At 47.7% G+C, this 18,058-nt stretch carries 17 protein-coding genes; 1 reads left to right on the top strand and 16 read right to left on the bottom strand.

Annotated features, from left to right (window positions below; translation table 11 throughout):
- Nucleotides 1–38: 38 nt before the first annotated feature.
- The 7 genes from ACLROL_RS03200 to ACLROL_RS03170 all read right to left on the bottom strand — a co-directional run bounded on the left by ACLROL_RS03200 (nt 39) and on the right by ACLROL_RS03170 (nt 7,278).
- Nucleotides 39–860, bottom strand: coding sequence for a carbohydrate ABC transporter permease (locus ACLROL_RS03200; RefSeq protein ID WP_288722264.1), 822 nt, complete (start codon nt 858–860; stop codon nt 39–41).
- Between the two features lie 3 nt (nt 861–863).
- On the bottom strand, nt 864–1,784 hold the full coding sequence (locus ACLROL_RS03195) for a carbohydrate ABC transporter permease (protein WP_413067314.1): 921 nt from the start codon (nt 1,782–1,784) through the stop codon (nt 864–866).
- Nucleotides 1,785–1,835: 51 nt separating this feature from the next.
- The gene (locus ACLROL_RS03190) at nt 1,836–3,062 is read right to left on the bottom strand and encodes an ABC transporter substrate-binding protein (protein ID WP_413067313.1); all 1,227 of its coding nucleotides are present in this window, start codon (nt 3,060–3,062) and stop codon (nt 1,836–1,838) included.
- Between the two features lie 213 nt (nt 3,063–3,275).
- A complete protein-coding gene (gene cobA, locus ACLROL_RS03185) occupies nt 3,276–4,865 on the bottom strand; it encodes a uroporphyrinogen-III C-methyltransferase (RefSeq protein ID WP_413067312.1) in 1,590 nt (529 codons plus the stop codon).
- Nucleotides 4,862–5,746, bottom strand: a complete 885-nt coding sequence (gene hemC, locus ACLROL_RS03180) for a hydroxymethylbilane synthase (protein WP_413067311.1) — start codon at nt 5,744–5,746, stop codon at nt 4,862–4,864. Before hemC ends, cobA begins: the two co-directional genes overlap by 4 nt.
- Nucleotides 5,747–5,752: 6 nt before the next feature.
- Nucleotides 5,753–6,499 (bottom strand): precorrin-2 C(20)-methyltransferase, encoded by a 747-nt coding sequence (gene cobI / locus ACLROL_RS03175; RefSeq protein WP_413067310.1) that lies wholly within the window; start codon nt 6,497–6,499, stop codon nt 5,753–5,755.
- Nucleotides 6,496–7,278: a sirohydrochlorin cobaltochelatase gene (locus ACLROL_RS03170; RefSeq protein ID WP_087201755.1), complete on the bottom strand. Its 783-nt coding sequence runs from the start codon at nt 7,276–7,278 to the stop codon at nt 6,496–6,498. The genes cobI and ACLROL_RS03170 overlap by 4 nt, the downstream gene beginning before the upstream one ends.
- Before the next feature lie 244 nt (nt 7,279–7,522).
- Between ACLROL_RS03170 and ACLROL_RS03165 the strand changes: the two genes are divergently transcribed.
- On the top strand, nt 7,523–8,521 hold the full coding sequence (locus tag ACLROL_RS03165) for a DegV family protein (protein WP_221919432.1): 999 nt from the start codon (nt 7,523–7,525) through the stop codon (nt 8,519–8,521).
- Here the strand turns inward: ACLROL_RS03165 and ACLROL_RS03160 are convergent.
- The 9 genes from ACLROL_RS03160 to sdaAB form a co-directional block, all read right to left on the bottom strand.
- Nucleotides 8,496–8,978 (bottom strand): hypothetical protein, encoded by a 483-nt coding sequence (locus ACLROL_RS03160; RefSeq protein ID WP_087201751.1) that lies wholly within the window; start codon nt 8,976–8,978, stop codon nt 8,496–8,498. The two genes, ACLROL_RS03165 and ACLROL_RS03160, sit on opposite strands and share 26 nt — an antisense overlap.
- Before the next feature lie 43 nt (nt 8,979–9,021).
- Entirely contained in the window at nt 9,022–10,356 is a 1,335-nt protein-coding gene (locus ACLROL_RS03155) for an FAD-dependent oxidoreductase (RefSeq protein WP_413067309.1), read from the bottom strand.
- 86 nt (nt 10,357–10,442) lie between these two features.
- Nucleotides 10,443–13,235 (bottom strand): AAA family ATPase, encoded by a 2,793-nt coding sequence (locus tag ACLROL_RS03150; protein ID WP_413067308.1) that lies wholly within the window; start codon nt 13,233–13,235, stop codon nt 10,443–10,445.
- Nucleotides 13,232–14,362: an exonuclease SbcCD subunit D gene (locus tag ACLROL_RS03145; protein ID WP_413067307.1), complete on the bottom strand. Its 1,131-nt coding sequence runs from the start codon at nt 14,360–14,362 to the stop codon at nt 13,232–13,234. Before ACLROL_RS03145 ends, ACLROL_RS03150 begins: the two co-directional genes overlap by 4 nt.
- Before the next feature lie 24 nt (nt 14,363–14,386).
- Complete coding sequence (locus ACLROL_RS03140) at nt 14,387–14,917, bottom strand: cob(I)yrinic acid a,c-diamide adenosyltransferase (protein ID WP_413067306.1); 531 nt, start codon at nt 14,915–14,917, stop codon at nt 14,387–14,389.
- Nucleotides 14,918–14,921: 4 nt separating this feature from the next.
- Nucleotides 14,922–15,308 (bottom strand): DUF6483 family protein, encoded by a 387-nt coding sequence (locus tag ACLROL_RS03135; RefSeq protein ID WP_087201743.1) that lies wholly within the window; start codon nt 15,306–15,308, stop codon nt 14,922–14,924.
- A gap of 22 nt (nt 15,309–15,330) precedes the next feature.
- Nucleotides 15,331–16,314: a type II CAAX prenyl endopeptidase Rce1 family protein gene (locus ACLROL_RS03130; protein ID WP_413067305.1), complete on the bottom strand. Its 984-nt coding sequence runs from the start codon at nt 16,312–16,314 to the stop codon at nt 15,331–15,333.
- A 24-nt stretch (nt 16,315–16,338) separates the two neighbouring features.
- On the bottom strand, nt 16,339–17,214 hold the full coding sequence (gene sdaAA / locus ACLROL_RS03125) for an L-serine ammonia-lyase, iron-sulfur-dependent, subunit alpha (protein ID WP_087201738.1): 876 nt from the start codon (nt 17,212–17,214) through the stop codon (nt 16,339–16,341).
- Between the two features lie 12 nt (nt 17,215–17,226).
- A complete protein-coding gene (gene sdaAB, locus ACLROL_RS03120; protein WP_087201736.1) occupies nt 17,227–17,895 on the bottom strand; it encodes an L-serine ammonia-lyase, iron-sulfur-dependent subunit beta in 669 nt (222 codons plus the stop codon).
- Nucleotides 17,896–18,058: the final 163 nt, after the last annotated feature.

Below are 18,058 nucleotides of genomic sequence, written 5' to 3'. Positions count from 1 at the left end.
TCTTCTCTTATGGCCGGTTCTATCTGGCTGTCTTTTTACTATTTAATGGAACCGCTTGTGCCCTCAACAATGTACTTCTGTGCAAAAATGAAGATCAGCAGCGGTGGGATGATCATGATGACTGTGATACACAGCATCGGAATGATCTGTGTGGAATGTACCCCTTTGAATGATGCAAGACCGAGAGCAAGTGTGTACTTGGTTCTGTCCTGCAGGAAAATCAATGGTCCAAGGTAGTCATTCCATACAGTCAGCATATTCAGCACGCCTACCATGATCAAAGAAGGCTTCAGGATCGGCATAAAAATCTTCCAGTAAATCTGGAATGTATTTGCGCCGTCAAGCCGCGCCGCTTCCTCGTAATCTTTCGGAATACCCATAAGGAACTGCCGCATCAGGAATATGTAGTACGCAGATCCGAACCACGTAGGAACGATCAGCGGCAGCAGTGTATTGATCCATCCGAACATGTTGAACTCCATATACTGCGGGATCATCGTAACATCCCACGGAATCATCATCGTTGCGAGAAGGATCATAAACAGAATATTTTTCCCTTTAAAACGGAACCTTGCAAACCCATATGCAACAAGGGAACTGGATAAAATCGTTCCGGCTGTTGTAAGTACGGTAACAAGAACAGAGTTGATAAAGTATGTGCCAAACGGCTGAGATGTCCACGCATCGATATAGTTTGAAAAATTCCATTCTTCCGGGAAGAGGCTCGGCGGATAAGCGATGGCCTCTGTCTCCGTCTTAAACGTCGTAAAGAACATATAAATGAACGGGGACAGGAAGTAAACTGCTACAATCGTCAAAAGGATATACAGGACAACTTTTGTTTTCTTTGACATTTTCATAACTTATTTCCCTCCCCTTTTCTTTTTCTTTTCCGCTTTTACTTCTGATTCATAGAATACCCATGCGGAAGAAGATTTGAATACCAGAGCTGTCAGAATCAGGATAATGATGAACATTACCCACGCATTGGCGCTGGCATATCCCATCTTGTGGTGCTTGAAGGCGTTGTTGTATGTCATCAGTCCATAGAAGTATGTAGACTGAAGCGGTCCGCCTCCTGTCAGCAGCATAACGAGCGTTACCTGCTGGAAAGAACTGATAATGGAAGTGATCAGATTAAACAGCAGTGTCGGCGTGATCATCGGAAGGGTAATGCTGAAAAATTTCCTTGCCGGACCTGCTCCATCCAGGGAAGCCGCCTCGTAAATCTCCGTGGAAATATTCTTCATGTCAGTATAGAATACAAGCATCATTGTCCCGACGCCGAACGCACTTGCCAGGATAACCGCAAACAGAGCCCAGGCAGGGTCTACCAGCCAGTCCGGTCCGTCAATCCCAAGCAAAGACAGAAGATAGTTGATCACGCCGTAGTCGCTGTTCAAAAGCCAGCTCCAGATAATGGATGTCGCTACACCTGAGATGACAGCCGGTATGTAGAAGATGGCACGGTATACTTTCACTCCGCGCAGCGGCTGTGTGATGAGCATCGCCAAAAACAGAGCCAGGATCAGGTTCAGCGGCACGAAAATCGCAGCATACTTCAAACTGATCACAAGGGATTTCCAAAACTGGTCGTCCTGGGTAAACATTTCGATGTAGTTTCCAATTCCGATAAACGCTTTTTCGCCGGTCAACGGCCAGTCAAAAAAGCTCATAATCAACGAGAAGACCAGTGGTCCCAGTGTAAACACCAGAAATCCGATGATCCACGGCAAAATGAACAAATACGGAGTTGCCGCTTTTAAAAAGTTCTTTTTCTTCATATAGATCTCTCTCCTAAATCAGGGAGGAGTTTGTCTCCTCCCTTCTGGTTACTATTTTGCAGCGTTATCCAAAACTTCATCTACGTCCTGCATAGAGCTTGGATTGAAGATCTGTTCAAAAGATAAGGACAGATTTTCAGATACTTCGGACCAGTCTTCAATGATGAAGCTTGCCGGTGTATGTCCCTGGCTCTGCTCAAGCATTGTGTAGAACGGAGCATATTCGACCTGATCCATGATACCTTCAGACTCTACCACAGAGTTCAGGACCGGAAGTTCTGTACCGATACGTACCTTGTTGCACTCTTCGTTTGTCCAGTATTTGATGAATTCCCATGCTGCATCTTTGTTCTTGCTGTCTTTTGACATGGAAAGACCAGAGGAGCTCAGGATGCTGACAGAATCCTGACCTGCATCTGCAAATGCCGGGATTGTCGTTACGCCATAGTTTAATCCGTCTTCATTTAACGTGTTGATAGACCAGGATCCGTATACATACATTGCGGAGTTGCCTGCACGGAATTCGTCTGTTCCGTCTCCTTCTGTAGCTATCGCATAGCCTTCCTCTTCCATATCCTGGAACATCTGGAACACTTCTTTGGACGCATCGGAATTGATGTTTCCATCCATTGTGCCGTCTTCTGAACAGTAAGCTGTTCCATTGCTCCAAAGATGCATTTCAAAGTCGTACGGGTCTGGTTTCATCTGGAAAGAAAATCCTTTCGCATCTGTCTTTTCAGAAATCGTCTTTGCCGCAGCCTGAAGGTCATCCCATGTCCAATCTGCAGTCGGTTCTTCTACTCCGGCTTCTGCAAAGATATCTTTGTTGTAGAAAAGGCAATGCGTCGTAAATCCAACCGGGATTCCGTAAATGCTTCCGTCCATTGTGTTGTAATCCCAAAGTGTGTCATAGAAGTTGGACTTGTATTCTTCCCCTTCTTCTGATATGTAGTCATCCAGCGGTTCCAGTCCATCGTAATATGCCGGATAGTTCCACATATACATTACATCCGGGGTATCTCCGGAACCCATACCTGCGCTGATCTTCGTATCGAACTCGCTTCCGTACGCTTCCAGCGTAACTTCGATATCATCGTGTTCCTCGTTGAATTTGTCCACGAGGTCCTGCTGCTTGTCTACGTCCTCAGCAACATCCCATGTGGCAAAACGGATTTTTGTCTTGCCCCCGTCGGAACCGTCATCTTTGCTTCCACATCCGCCAAGGATTGTTGTGACGGACAACATCAGCATACAGATTACTGCCATTCTTTTTTTCATTTTGTTTTCCTCCCTTTTCGTATTTTTACTGGTAAACTCATTATAATATTTTACTTTGGAAAAGTAAAGCGTTTTTTACCGCAAGGAGTTATTTTGTATGTATTTTATATTTTTACTTCCCATTTTTTGTGCTTATTGCACATATTTTGTTCTTTCAAAAAAGGAGAAAAAAGAACACTTTGGTAAAATTTTCACATTTTTACTTATTTTTATTTACTTCGACAAAGAGTTCTCCAGAAGCTTCTCTACCATGCTGTCCACGGTAGCTTCCCGAGACACATTCGCCTTCATTCCGAACCGCATTGCTTCCTCCTTGGTTTTTCGCCCGATGCAAAGTGCAAAGCTCTCAGACAATATCTGCTTTTGCTCCTCTCCAGAAAAAATATTGGCAAATCCTCTTACGGTAGACGCGCTTGTAAAAAGGACAGCGTCAATCTGCTGCTCACGGGTCAGCTTACAAATTCGCTCTTTCAGCTCCGCGTGCATCCTTGTGATCGTTTCATAAACCGGAATATCCGCACATATGGCTTTGGCGTCCCGGATTGGAGGAAACAGCTCTTTGGAAGCTTCCCTTGCCCGAAATGCTGTCACATGATCTCCTGGTTTCACACAGGATGCCAGAAGTTTTCCAAGTTCCCCTGCCTCGTATATTTCCGGTATCAAGTCCGGACGAATCCCATGATGCTTAAGCTCCTGCGCTGTCCCTTTCCCGATGACCGCAAACTTCGCTTTCCAAAAGCTCCGTACATCCATTTCTTCCTCATCAAGGAAAATAAACCATTCCTTTACTCCAACAGCGCTTGTAAAGACGATCCACTCATTCGTTTCCTGACTTTCGATCCGTTCTTTGATTCCATACAATGCTTCCCGTATCTTTCTTCTTTCCTCTTCAGACTGCAATGCTTCTGTGGAAATAGCGGAACATTCGATAACACGAGCTCCAAGCATTCGAAGTTGCTCAGCCAATCTTTCGTTCTGCTTTCCAGGTCTTGTGACAATGTACTGCCGGCCGCCCAGGGGAAGCTTTTCGATCCATTGGAAGCGTTCTCCGTACGTGCATACTTTTCCTACAACGATGACTGCCGGCGCTCCAATCCTAGCTTCCTTTACCTTTTCCGGAAGGAGCGCTACCGTGGATGTAAGTGCTTTTTGGTCCTTACATGTCCCGTTTGAAACGACAGCTGCCGGCATTTCAGGAGACATGCCGAACCGGATCAGATTTTCGCAGATTTCTTCCAGAGCCGTAACTCCCATGAGAAAAACAAGAGTCGCGTTCATCCTGACAAGGGCTTCATAATCTATGTCCGGCGTTTTCCCCTTTTTCATATGTCCCGTGATCACATGAAAGGACGATGCACAGTCTCTGTGTGTGACCGGAATCCCCGCATAAGCCGGAACTGCCGTGCAGGAACTAATCCCCGGAACCACTTCAAAAAGAACCCTTTCCGATTCCAGAAATTCCAGCTCTTCTCCTCCTCTTCCGAACACAAACGGATCTCCCCCTTTTAGCCTGACCACCTGCTTTCCTTCTTTCGCTTTTTCTGCAAGAATACGGTTGATCTCTTCTTGTGGTACGAGATGATGATCCCGGCGTTTTCCTACATTGATCATCTCAGTCTGGTCCGGGATCATACTTAGGATCTCGGTACTGACGAGAGCATCGTAGACGACCACATCAGCAGTCTTAAGCAGAGAAACCGTCTTCCATGTGAGAAGCCCGGCGTCTCCCGGACCTGCCCCTGCAAGCCAGACTTTTCCTTTCTTTTCTGATCCCTTCCCGTCCATCCTTTTCTTTTCCATCATTCATACTTTCCTTTCAGGATATTAGCCAGCTCCTCTGCCAGCGCTTCTCCTCTTGTCGTATCTCCGTATATCGATCCCGTCACATATTCCCCGGCCGCTTCGTGGTAATACAGCCCACGCAAAAAGATCTCATTGCCGCAGACCTTGGCAAATGCAGCTACAGGGGAAGTACAGCCTCCGTCTAATGTTCTGACAAACGTCCGCTCAGCCTTTGCCGCCCATATGCTGTCCGGACAAGCAACCGATTCTATCCCCGGGATCTTCTCTCCTTTCCTTCCCTGTACCGCAAGGATTCCTTGCCCTGCCGAAGGAATCATCTCATCTATAGAAAAAATGCGGGTTATACAGTTTTCCATTCCAAGCCTGCGAAGCCCGGCAGCCGCCAGTATCGTGGCATTGTATTCTTCCTGCTCCAGCTTCTGAAGACGAGTCTGTACATTGCCTCTTATATTTTTGAATATACATCCCGGGTACAGTTTCCCTGCCTGCAGAGTTCTTCGTTTGCTGGATGAGCCAATGATATCTCCGGGAATCAGACTTTTTTTACCCGGCTCCAGAATCATGACATCTCTCGGATCCTCCCGCCTGGTAAGCGCAAGTATCGGAAGCATCTCCGGAATTTCCATAGGCATATCTTTCAGGCTATGAACGGCCAGATCAATCTTTCCCTCCAAAAGAGCATAATCCAGCTCTTTCACAAAAAGTCCCTTTCCTCCGATTTTCTCCAAACTTTTATCCAGAATGCGGTCTCCTGTTGTCTTCATCGTCACGATTTCTATCTCCAAACCCGGGCTGGCTTTCAGAAGCTCTTCTTTTACGATCTGAGCCTGACGTACTGCCAGTATGCTCTCCCTGCTTCCAATCCTTATCTGTCTTTCCATTTTTTCTTACCCTTCCCGTTTTTTCACGATGATCAGAGAAAAGTAGCCCGGATCATCCGGTACATCCTCCGGCCTTTCGTAGATATTTTCTTCTGACATTCCACAGTTTTCCACCATCCAGAAAGAATGATGTCCATCTTTCAACGCTTCTTTCACAGCCGGCATCTTCTTTCCTGCCTTCATCAATATCTTTGTTCCCGGGAGCTTTATTCCTTCCTCCACTCCATAAGATGCCGGAAGGATGTGGATCTGCTCTTTGTTTTCAGCCAATCCTATCGAAAGCCTTGCGGCAGCTGCGCAAAAAGATGGGATACCGGGGATAATCTCCGCTTCGTATCCTTCTTTGCATATCCGCTTATGAAGATACAGATAGGTAGAATAGATGGACGGATCTCCAAGTGTCAAGAAAGCGATGGACTGACCTTTGTCCAGCGCCTTTCTTATCCAGTCCGCATCTGCATTGTGGATTGCCTTCAGTTTTTCTTTTTCTTTACTCATAGGCATCGGAAGATACAAAACTCCTCGCTCCTGCATCTCCTGTACTTCTTGCAGTGCTGTCTGGTATGCCACACATTCCTGTTTATATCCTGCATACGTTTTCTCTCCCGCTTCTTCGTACACCGGCATCTCCAGACCTGGATCGGACACCGGTACAGCGATGATATCGCAGGCTTTTATCGTCCGTACCGCTTTCAGTGTCATCAGGCTGCTCTCTCCCGGTCCAACGCCTACTCCATATAATTTTCCTCTCATCTTTTCTTTTCCTCCGCTTCTGACAAATGACGGACAAACATTCTGCGGATCCCGTCCATCTCTCCCAGGCCTTTCATGCATATCCGTACCTGAAACCCTGCTTTTTCCAACATGGATTTCCAGGATCCTTCCTCTTCCCCGGCCATATCGTTTCTGGCGTGATCTCCAGCTACGATCATGAATGGCATGAGAAGCAGTTTCTCCGCCTTCTGCTCTTTTAATTTGCGTATGACATCCCTGATTTTCGGAAATCCTTCCACTGTTCCGACAACCACATTCCGGAATCCTTCTGCCCAGAACATATAATCCAGAGCCGGATACGCCGCATTTGTGTGATGTTCGGTTCCGTGTCCCATAAGTACAAGAGTCTCGTTCTTTTCCAGTCCCGCTTCTTTCATGACTGCGCGGACAGCTTCACTGTAATCTTCCACAGAAGAAAGAAGCGGCATTCCCATCTCCATACGAACGAATCTCGCTCTGTACGGCTGAAGCATAATTTTCATCTTTTCGTATTCGTATCCGTTTATAATATGAGTAGGCTGGACAAACACTTCTTCCACACCGTCGCGCTCCATGGCCAACACCGCCTCCTCCACATCCATAATGTGGATCCCCATCTCTTCTCTCAGCTTCCGGAGGACCATGCCGCTTGTGAAAGCCCGATAGACTTTTCGGTCTGGAAATGCTTCCTGCACTTCCCGCTCTATGGCGCCGATCGTCCTTTCCAGTGTATCCAGATAACTCGTTCCAAAACTGACTGCAAGTATTGCTTTTTTCATCTTCGCCTCCTGTCCATTATGAGCGTACACCAAACAGGGATGCCTGTCAGCATCCCTCGCATTTTCTTTCTCATAATACCATCTTGAAAAATCACTGTCAATCAGGCCATTCCTGGGTTTTACGCACACAAAAACAAATAAAATCTTACCTTTTTTGCATAGAACTGTTACAATGATATCATAATGTCAGGAGCCCCCCTTTGATCCCGACATCAGTATAGGAATAAAAACGGAGGCGTTGTAAATGGAACAGAAATTTAGCATTATCTGCGACGGATCCTGCGATCTTCCGGAAGAGATTCTCCGCCAAAAGGACATTCGTATTGTTCATTTTCTCGTATCATTTAATGGTACAGACTATTTAAAAGAAGGAGCGGAACTAAAACTTCCAGATTTCTACCAGCGGATGGTGGACTTCCCTTGTGTCTACCCGAAGACGGCTGCACCTTCACCAGAAGATTTCTATCGCATCTTCGAAGAAAAAGCCCGGCTTGGCCAGGATATTTTCTGTGTGTGCATTTCATCCAAATTAAGCTCTTGTATCCAGTCAGCCAAGATCGCGCGCGATATGCTGTCTGAAACCTACCCGGACACCCAGGTTGTCGTTCTGGATTCCATGGCTGCCACTTTGATGCAGGGAATCTTCGTCCTTGTACTGTGCCGCCTGAGAGACAGCGGATTGTCCGTCCTTCAGGCCGAAGCATGCATGAAGAATCTGATTCCTTCTGCCCGGATCTTTTTTACTGTGGACACACTGGATCATCTGGAACACGGAGGGCGAATCGGAAAAGTAGCAAAGACTGCCGGCTCTCTCTTAAATGTAAAACCGCTGATCACATTCTATGATGGGGAAATTCATTCTGCCGGCATCAAAAGGGGCCGCCGGTCATTGGAGTCACTCTGTGACCTTTGTATTCAGTATTTTAAAGACCACCAGTGCACTCCCAAGGAATGCAGTCTGATCATCGGATACGGACATGAGAAGCAAGAAGGCCAGCTTTTGCATGACATGCTGCTCCAGAAACTATCTTCCTCTTTTGATCAGATTGATCCACTCCCTGTTTGTCAGATCGGCGCGACTATCGGCGTCCACACCGGCCCGACTCCTATCGGGATTGGTGTAATAAAAAAGGCGGTTTTCGAAAACCGTCTCTCCAATAACGCAATCAGTACAGGCGGACGGAAAATACCCCTTTCCATCCGCCTACCTTTTTATGTTACTGCGCAGGGCAGACGACAATGATCCTCTGCGGAGATGTCTGCGGAGGAATGCTGAATGTCGTGGCCGTATAGTATACAAGGAGATCCGAATTCCCCGGATCACAGAGGAATCGTTGTCCGTTGATCGTCTCGATGTTCGTTCCCGGGGAAATATTAAGGCGAAGAGAGTTGTCTTCCGCGGTCAGTGTCTCGTCAAAATAGCGAAGCGTTACTTCCTGGTTTCTCCGAAGGAGAGTGATAATCTCAGCCTGGTACTGCGGAGGATAGATAGCCGGAACCGGAAGATTGCTGTCATAGAAAGCCGCTACGCGCATCCCCGGGCGCAGCCTTACGCAGTCCACGACCATCGTATCCTGGGATACTGCCATATTTACTGTCCCGTTTTGTGTCATGATCGATACGATCAGCGTACAGCACGAGGATCCGTTTCGAATATTCTGGATGATCCCTGTCACTTTTTGATAGGAAACAAATGCCATATTCTGCATATCCTTTTTTTATTACCATATGAAAAGACAATGCTCATTGTGCATCTTTACAGCAGATCCCTTTCTGTGCGGGTCCTTCTTTTTTTCTGCCTTGCCGGTCAAAACGCGACCCATGACAAGGGCAGTCCCATGTCTGTTCATCCGGATTCCACACGAGTCGGCATCCAAGATGGGAACACCGGATCCCGCCTCGAAAGATGGGACTTACAAGCTGTTTGACCGCCGTCCCGGTGTCTTTTCCAACCGGACCGATCTCCCCGACAGAAAATCGGGCCGGTGCAAAAGCATCCGCATATGGATTGGGCCTCTCACAGATCTGATCCCGCAAAATCATGGCGGCTGCCATGGAGGAAGTCATCCCCCACTTCTGAAATCCAGATGCTACATACCATCCCGGTTTCGAGGAAGCGTACGTACCGACAAACGGAATCTTATCAGCTGTCATACAGTCCTGGGCAGACCAGGCCGCTTCCACGCGGCATCCCGGAAAAAATTGTTCTGCTGCCCTTTTCAGTTTCTCATATTTTCCGCCTTCCGCATTTTCTCCGGTTCGGTGGGCTTCTCCTCCAAACAGGATCCACTTTCCGTATTGTCGGAACGAGTAGCTTTTCTTTCCTGTTCCGATGTACATTCCATCGATCGTTCCTGCTCCGGAAATTGCAAGGACATAGGATCGTTCCTGGTGCATCCGCGCAAAATACATTCCCGGAAAATTCACAAATGGGAAGTGGGCTGCAAAAATGATGTGTTTTGCCGCAACACTTCCTCCAGGTGTGATCACTTTATGGTCTTCCACTTCTTTTACCGGACTTTTCTCATAGATCGTGAGAGATCTTGCCAGAGCGTCTGCAAATTTCAACGGATGGAACTGTGCCTGGTCAGAAAACCGCACAGCGCTTTTGTGGGAAACTGGAAACGAGATATCTTTCACAAAAAAAGCCGGGGCGCCAAGCTGTCTTGACACTTTTGCCTCCTCTTTCATTCGCTCTTCCTCCTGCCCGTAGACATAGGAATCTGTCTTTTCAAAATCGCAGGAGATTCCTTCCCCGGATATGATCCTTTCATACTCTTTGACTGCTGCCAGATTTGCCCGCACGTACTTTGCCGCTGTCTTAAACCCTTTTTCCCGCACAAAATCTGCCAGGATATCTCCGTGCTGGGCTGTAATCTTGGCCGTCGTATGCCCTGTCTGCCCGGATGCAATCCGATCTGCCTCCAGGACAACTGTCCGGATTCCTTCTCTTTGCAGCTGCCATGCCGTGAGAATCCCTGTCATTCCTGCTCCAATTACTACTGCTTCTGTCCGTATATCCCCGCAAAGCGAAGGTCTGCTTGCGATCTCATATGTCTGTTTCCAAATAGACTCCATAAATGCCTCCCAGATGATCTTATCTATAAGATATTTCTATCTATAAGATTTCCCTCCTGGGCTTCTTTATACATTCCCGCGGCATACTAGCCGATCACAACTTCCGCCTTGCTTGTTCCTGTTTTGTCTTTCGTCACAACAATCTTTTTTTCGACCCGATTTTTCAACGCTGCCACATGGGAAATGATACCCACAAGCTTATCCCCCCGGCTGATGGACACAAGGGCCTTTACCGCTTTTTCAAGTGCTTCATCGTCCAAAGTTCCGAATCCTTCGTCCACAAACATAGCCTCCAGTCGGATGCCGCCAGACATCGCCTGAATCTCGTCGGAGAGCCCAAGCGCCAGGGAAAGGGACGCCTGGAAGGATTCCCCTCCGGAGAGAGAATGAATGCTACGCTCCGTGCCATTATAGTGATCGATTACATTGATCTCCAACCCGCTCTGGCTTCGTCTGTCAGCCGCCGTCCGTTTTCTCGTCATCTCATACTGTCCGTCAGTCATGACAAGCAGCCTTCTGTTGGCACGCAAAAGAATTCTGTCAAAATATGCAGTCTGGACATATGTCTCCAGCATGATCTTCTCTTTCCCCGCCAAAGTTCCGTTTACCGTATCGGAGAGACTGCCTGCAATCCGGTAAGACTCTTCCGCTTTTTTTTGCTTCTGGCAAAGTCTTCTGATTTCCTGCACTGCTCTCTTATTTGTCCTTAATATTGGAAGAAGATGGTCTTTTTCTTTCAGACAGACTGCCTTCTCTTCCAGAGCTTTTTTCCTTTCCAACTCCATCTCTTCTTTTCTTCGTATCAGCGCACTCTCCTGGCTTCCTTTTTCTTCCTGCTGTTCTTTCCACACCCGGATGGCAGAACGGCAAGCTGCGATTTCGTTCTCCAGTGTCCGGAAATCTGCTCTGGCTGTCTCCAGCCTGATCTCCATCTGCTCTTTTCTTTCTTCCATCCCGGCGATAACCTGTCTCGCCTCTTCATAGGAAGAGTAAAGAAGCTTTTTCCGATCTGCCTCCAGTTTTTCTTCCATCGATTTCCGATCTGCTGTGCACTGCGCAATCCTCTTTTCCAAAAACAGGATCTCCTCCTGATCTTTCTCCGCAGTCTCTTCCAATCTCTTCTTCTGAGTTTCCAGTTCTTTCTTTCTCTCCCGAAATGATATCAGCTGTTCCTCTTCACTTTTGAGTTTTTTCCGCTTTTCCTCCAGCCTGATCCCTTCTGTCTTCATCATTGTATAAGCTTCCTGAAGACCTTTTATCTCCTGCGTCCAAAGCATATTGGCCTGTTCTTTCAGATTCCGCCCGGTTGTCTCCTGCTGCCCTTTTGCTTCGCCTGCCAGCCTGCTCTGTTCCGCCTCTTTTTTCTGTATTTTTGAAAGCTTCTCTTTTTCTTCTTTCAGCTTTTTCTCGTCCGGAATGTGGAGAGGACGCTTCGCCTTCTTCGGATGCACTTTTGCTCCGCAGACAGGGCATGGTTCTCCTTCTGAAAGCTGTTCGGCCAGGATTCCTGCCTGTCCATCCAGAAAGGCGCGTTCCATGGCAAGGCAGGACTCCTGTACAGCCTGGCTTTGCTCCCGTATATGAAGATACCGTTCCTGTTCCTGCTTCAGACGTCTCACTGCATCCTGGTACTGTCTGCACACTTCACGAAAAGCGATCAGTTTCCCGTACCGCTCTTCCAGTCTCTGGCTTTCCTCCGCCAAACTCTTCCATCGCTCTTCCGACACAGGAAATTCAGAAAGTTCTTTTCTCACTTTTTCAAGTGTCTGCTTCCTGATTTTATATTCCCCTTGTTTTTTCTCCAGAAGCATGGCCGTCTTTGATTCTTCACGGCGCTTTTCCTCCAGTTGTTTCTCTGTCTTGGCAGCCTCTTTGTATTTTTCCAGCTGTTCTTTCTCCCTTACGATCCTCTCCTTTAAATCCTCCGTCCCTTTTGCCTCTTCTTCCGCCTTATCCCGTACTTTTTTCTTTTCTTCTTCCTGCGAAAGCAAGTTCAGCAGCTTTTCTTCTTCTTTTTTCTCCCCTTTTTTGGCAAGAAGCTCTTGCTCTGTCTTTTGGACCTTCTGCCCGGAATGCTCTGCCCGTCCTTCTGCCTGCCGGATCGTTTCATCCAACTTTTTCATCTTTCCTTCGATCTTTTCCTCAATCTCCTCCGCTGCCGAAATCCATTCCTCTGCATGAGGACTTAAGAGTGCCTCTTCCCAGCGTTTCTTTTCCTCCGTCATTTCTTCCGGACAGCAGATTTCTTCCGCGTAATGCCGGATGTCACGATCGAGCAATTCGTACTCTTTTTTTACGGCAGATGCCTTTTCCCTGATTTTTTCCTGAAAAATCTGGTATGGCTTTGTGTGGAACAACATCCGGAAGATCCTGCTTTTTTCTTCCGTCGAAGACATCAAAAGCTTCTGAAACTCCCCCTGCGCCAGCATGGCGATCTGGGTAAACTGTTCTCGGCGAAGTCCAAGGATTTCCTCACATTTTTCCGTTACCGCCCTGGCTCCGGTTACGACCGTTCCGTCCGGGAGCGTCAAAATGGCATCTGCCTTCTGTGTGATGAATCCTTCTCCTCTCTTCTTTTTTCTTACGTATTCAGGATTTCTCCTTACCCGGTACACTTCTTTTCCTACTGAAAAGGTAAAATCCACATACGTCTCCTCCCCTTCGCCCGCATACTTGCTTTGAAGCATATCAGATTTTCTGTAATTTCCGCTGGGCTCTCCATAGAGAACAAACGTGATGGCGTCAAACAATGTCGTCTTGCCGGCTCCTGTGTCGCCGGTTATGACGTAAATCCCTTTTGACCCAAGTTTGTAAAATGGAATCTCCTGCCTTCCGGCATAGGGGCCAAAAGCGGACAGTATCAGGTTTTCCGGTCTCATTTACTTCCCTCCCAGATTTCTTCCATCATTTCCAACACCAGTTTTCTCTGCTTTTCCGATAAGGGCTGTCCGTTCTGCATCTCATAGAATTCCTCCAAAAGTTCTTCCGGACTTTTTCTCTCCATCTCTTTGGCTGCCTCAAATTCCGACTGGCTCCTTGCCCTGTCATTGTCATAATCCATCTTCATCATATTCGGATAGATCAGCCTGAGCTTTGAAAGCGCGTCCAGCACATCTTCCGGATCTGTCAGCGTGATATGGTAATAAGCTTCCGGATCCAGGTTTTCATAAAAGCTTTTTGCTGTCAGTTCCATGTAAGTGCCTCGGATCTCCACAAGATCCCTTTTAGGGATCAGGGGGATCGTCTCTATCTTTGTGTTCCCTTTCTCCCGGATATCCAAAATGGTCACGGATTTTTTGTCCCTGATTTCCGAAAAAGAATATTTAAGAGGAGTCCCGCAATATCGGATCTTCTCCTTTCCGACACTTTGCGGACGATGAAGGTGTCCAAGCGCCACATAATCAAACTCATCGAACACGGAAGCGTCCACCTGATCCAGTCCTCCGATGGAAAGCTCTTCTGACTCACATGTCTTTGCTCCTGTGACAAACTGATGTGCGATCAGGATATTTCTCTCTTCGGGATCCATCTTTTGCGTCCCGAGAGCGATACGCACCGCGTCCGTGTACGTCTCCGGATCCTCCCCCGGGCATGCCGCTTTTACGTAAGCCGGCTTTAGAAAAGGCATCATCCAGATATGCAGAAGTCCGAATTCATCCTGCACGGTAATTTTTTCGCACAGCGTCTCCCCGGCCGTGTACACACCGCTTTTCCGAAAAAGAGCTGCCCCGAAAGCCAGCCTGTCCTGGGAATCATGATTCCCGCTTATAAAAAAAACCGGAATGCTCCGGTTTACCATACTGTTCAGGAATTGATCCAGAAGCCTTACCGCCTCCGCCGGCGGCACCGGCTTATCGTATACATCTCCTGCGATCAGGATCCCTTCTGCTTTTTCCTGATCTGCGATATCTATGATTTTTTTCAAAATATCCTTCTGATCTTCCAGCATGGAGTATTCATTGACTCTTTTGCCCAGATGCAAATCGGATATGTGCAGCAGTCTCATACTCTTCCTCCTTCTTGTTCCCGACTAAAATTCGATCCCTTCCCTGGCAGGGACTCCTTTTTCAAAAGGATGCCTCACTGCACGGATCTCAGAGATATAATCTGCCTGAGATAGAATCGCTTCGTCGGGATCTCTCCCCGTCATGACGACTTCCAGGTGTTCCGGTTTCTCTTTCAGAAAACGTACTACCTCTTCTCTAGGCACAAGCCCGTATCCGTACGCGGCCATCAGCTCATCCATGACAAGAAGATCGTATGCCCCGGATACCGCTTTCTTTTGGATGACTTCCCATGCATCATGGTACGCTTTTTTAAGCTCCTTTTTCTCTTCATCCTTTAACGTCCAGTAAAATCCTTTCGTATCCGGCATCTTCATCCTCTCCACCTCAGGGATGGCATCCAGGACAAAAAGTTCTCCGGAGTCTTCTTTTTTTAAAAAACGAACAAGCAGCGTCCGCTTTCCACGCCCGGAAGCCCGGACAATCAGTCCGATGGCCGCGGTCGTCTTCCCTTTTCCATCTCCGCAATAGATATGGATTCGTCCTTTTTCTGTCATCTTCCTAAGCCCCCGCACTGATCTCAAGTCCGCTGACGCCAAAATCTGCCCCCAGGTTTTCGATGCCTTCGCTTACTTCCTCCCGTGAAAATCCATGTTCTTCCAGATAGTCCGCATCAAACCTTGCCAGATGCAGATAGAAGCAAAGCGCCATCTCAAACATCCGGAAATCCCCTTCTTCGAGACTTTCCAGAAGCTCATTCTCCGCCTGATTGATCTCTCCTTTGTCTGCAAGCGCCAAAATTCTCCGATACAGACGGTCCACATCGTTGTCCATCTCTTCATATGGAGGAAGCTCGTAAGATGCTTCCTCCTTTCCAAGGATCAGCTTCGCCAGAAAGCGTCCCTGATCTTCCAGTCGTCTCACATTAAAATCCTGTTTTAATCCCATGTTTCCTCTGTCCTTCTATCTTTTAATGATGATACCGCATCATGTACCCCAGTCCCTGAGCTGCTGCCGATCCCACGATGGAAGCAATTCCAAGGAAAAACAGTACCGCCGATGCAATGATCAGAATATACAAATGCCGTTTTCTTTTTCCGGAAAAGATCTTTCCTTCATATCCCGGTCTTCCTCTGTGCAGCAGAAAGTTGCCGATATAGATGAAAAATAGACCAATCCCGCTTCCTGCAATGTAAACTCCTACCGATGCAAACGAAATCCCATAATTTGCCGAAGCACCATAGATGGCAGCATCGTAGGAACTGTTGGAGGCAAAGTATATAATCCTCCAGACAAACTGAAGCGCAAATGTCATCAGGAGCGGCAGAAGATTATTGATGGCATGGAAAAACATCGCGTATACCATATTGCCCGTCTCTGCCAAAATGTATGCCATGGCAATCCCCAGAATCGCTGTCGGAAAGAATCTCCAGATACTTCCGTGGAAAGCTCCGAAAATACACCCTGTGAGAATGATCGGAATCCATTTATTTCCTCTCCCAAGAGGCCAGAAGCTGTTGAATACCACTCCCCGGAATACCGCTTCCTCACAGAATGCCGGCATGACTGCTACGATGACTACCGCCACCAGCGCCGGAACTCCCATAAAGGTATAAGACAATCCCATACTTGTTCCAAGCATTTCTGCCGGGAAGAAATATGTGATAAGCATCGTCAGCGCAAGCGTGAGGATCAGGACACCCATCCATAAAAGAAAGGTTCCGAACATCCCGTAAAAGGTCGGTTTTCTGATGGGAAACACACTCCGGAAATCCCCCTGAAAGATCCATGTACAGCCCACTGCCACTAAAAGCAGCAGAAGTTCACTCACAAGAGTGCCATAAAGCCCCATATGCTCCCCAAGAGCCGGCCCGATCAAAAAGACACAGACCGCCGACAGGCCAAGCACAATGACGCCATGCCACGGTTTCAAAGGTTTCGTTTGTCTGTTCATTCGCATCGTCTCCTTCCAGTTGAACTATTTGCCACAGATGTCACATCCAAGCCTGCAGCCTGTCGGCGTGCCGGCACATCCTCCCATCGCTGTCTCCCGGAGCTCAAACGGAAGGCTCTTTCCTACCCGGTACATAGCCTCTGCCATCTCATCGAACGGGATGACATTTTCTACTCCGCTCAAGGCAAGTTCCGCACAGGTAATGGCGTTTGCCACTCCTACTGCATTCCTGCTCTGACAAGGAGCTTCCACAAGTCCCGCGATCGGATCGCACACCATGCCGAGAAGGTTGGAAAGGGCAGTGGATGCAGCGCTCAGACACATCTTCGGCGTACCGCCCATCATCTCCACGACCGCGCTTGCCGCCATGGCTGATGCGGCTCCTACTTCCGCCTGGCATCCGGCCTCAGCCCCGGATACAGACGCATTTCTCATCAAAATATATCCGATGGCACTGGCATTTAGAAGTCCTTTATAAAGTATCTCATCTGAGAGTCCTTTCGTATCCCGGACTGCCAGAAGTACGCCTGGAAGCACACCTGAGGATCCGGCTGTCGGCGCAGCCACAATAAGTCCCATGGAAGCGTTAACCTCCAGCACCGCCATACTGTACGCGATGGCTCTGGAAAGTACTGTGCCGCACACTGAATCCTCCTTTGTCTCATGATCAGCCACAAGTTTTGCCTCGCCGCCGATCAGTCCGCCCATGGACTTCTTCGGATTTTGGAGAGGTTCATGCACCCCTTCTTTCATGATTCGGAGTACTTCTTTTAATTTATCCTGTACCTGCTTCTCATCCAGAGTGCCGCATGTGATTTCTCTTTGTCTCATGACTTCCGAGATCGGAAGCTGCTCTTTCTCACAGACTTCCAATAATGTCTGTCCTGAAATAAAATCCATTTTTCTTTCCTCCTACATCTGCACAAGCATCAGATCCTGCACATTGTTATTCTCACGAATCTGATCCAGAATTTCTTCCGGAATCTTCTCATCCGATTCAACGACAGTAAAAGCGGTCGCCCCTTTGTCTTCCCGAAACAGTCTCATGAATGCGATATTCACATCATTTTTGCTGAGACACTGTGTAATGTGTGCCACGACACCCGGCTTGTCAATCTGCCGCACAATGAGAGTACTGTACTCTCCTGTAAATTCCACATCGATTCCATTGATACGGACGATCTTGATCTTTCCGCCCCCGATGGATTCTCCCCGCACGGAGAGATGGTGTCCGTTTACTCCTGTGATTTCCATATCCGCTGTGTTCGGATGGTCTGTGACAGTCTTCTCGTCGATCACATACTCATACTCGACACCCATCTTTTTTGCCCAGTCAAAGGCATCCCGGATCCTCGCATCGTCCGTCTCGAAACCGAGCATACCCCCAAGCAGCGCACGGTCTGTCCCATGTCCGTGGTACGTCTTTGAAAAAGATCCGTAAAGAGTAAACACTACTTTTTTGACCGGCTCCGGACACATCTTCCTTGCAAGCAGCGCCATAGAACATGCTCCTGCCGTGTGTGAACTGGATGGTCCGATCATATTCGGACCGATAACATCAAATATACTTAAAAAATTCATCTTCCTATCCTCCCGGAAAGTCTCTTTGCTCTCCCTAATATACCACATTTCCATCTTGCAAAAAAGGACTTTCACAAAATTTACATGCTTCATAAATTCTTAAAACTTAGATGCAAATCTTTAGAATATTCTAAGATGCGCTTTCACAGTTTTTTCACTTTAT

Origin of the sequence: Sellimonas sp. (genome assembly GCF_047234585.1) — a bacterium.
GTDB lineage: Bacteria > Bacillota > Clostridia > Lachnospirales > Lachnospiraceae > Sellimonas > Sellimonas caecigallum.
The sequence above is the reverse complement of the archived record's forward strand: the minus strand, read 5'-3'. Positions and strand labels throughout refer to the sequence as shown.

Bases quoted from the DNA above. Each gene is read 5' to 3' on its own strand.
- ACLROL_RS03200 (WP_288722264.1), bottom strand. From the start codon at position 860: ATGAAAATGTCAAAGAAAACAAAAGTTGTCCTGTATATCCTTTTGACG.
- ACLROL_RS03195 (WP_413067314.1), bottom strand. From the start codon at position 1,784: ATGAAGAAAAAGAACTTTTTAAAAGCGGCAACTCCGTATTTGTTCATT.
- ACLROL_RS03190 (WP_413067313.1), bottom strand. From the start codon at position 3,062: ATGAAAAAAAGAATGGCAGTAATCTGTATGCTGATGTTGTCCGTCACA.
- cobA (WP_413067312.1), bottom strand. From the start codon at position 4,865: ATGATGGAAAAGAAAAGGATGGACGGGAAGGGATCAGAAAAGAAAGGA.
- hemC (WP_413067311.1), bottom strand. From the start codon at position 5,746: ATGGAAAGACAGATAAGGATTGGAAGCAGGGAGAGCATACTGGCAGTA.
- cobI (WP_413067310.1), bottom strand. From the start codon at position 6,499: ATGAGAGGAAAATTATATGGAGTAGGCGTTGGACCGGGAGAGAGCAGC.
- ACLROL_RS03170 (WP_087201755.1), bottom strand. From the start codon at position 7,278: ATGAAAAAAGCAATACTTGCAGTCAGTTTTGGAACGAGTTATCTGGAT.
- ACLROL_RS03165 (WP_221919432.1), top strand. From the start codon at position 7,523: ATGGAACAGAAATTTAGCATTATCTGCGACGGATCCTGCGATCTTCCG.
- ACLROL_RS03160 (WP_087201751.1), bottom strand. From the start codon at position 8,978: ATGGCATTTGTTTCCTATCAAAAAGTGACAGGGATCATCCAGAATATT.
- ACLROL_RS03155 (WP_413067309.1), bottom strand. From the start codon at position 10,356: ATGGAGTCTATTTGGAAACAGACATATGAGATCGCAAGCAGACCTTCG.
- ACLROL_RS03150 (WP_413067308.1), bottom strand. From the start codon at position 13,235: ATGAGACCGGAAAACCTGATACTGTCCGCTTTTGGCCCCTATGCCGGA.
- ACLROL_RS03145 (WP_413067307.1), bottom strand. From the start codon at position 14,362: ATGAGACTGCTGCACATATCCGATTTGCATCTGGGCAAAAGAGTCAAT.
- ACLROL_RS03140 (WP_413067306.1), bottom strand. From the start codon at position 14,917: ATGACAGAAAAAGGACGAATCCATATCTATTGCGGAGATGGAAAAGGG.
- ACLROL_RS03135 (WP_087201743.1), bottom strand. From the start codon at position 15,308: ATGGGATTAAAACAGGATTTTAATGTGAGACGACTGGAAGATCAGGGA.
- ACLROL_RS03130 (WP_413067305.1), bottom strand. From the start codon at position 16,314: ATGAACAGACAAACGAAACCTTTGAAACCGTGGCATGGCGTCATTGTG.
- sdaAA (WP_087201738.1), bottom strand. From the start codon at position 17,214: ATGGATTTTATTTCAGGACAGACATTATTGGAAGTCTGTGAGAAAGAG.
- sdaAB (WP_087201736.1), bottom strand. From the start codon at position 17,895: ATGAATTTTTTAAGTATATTTGATGTTATCGGTCCGAATATGATCGGA.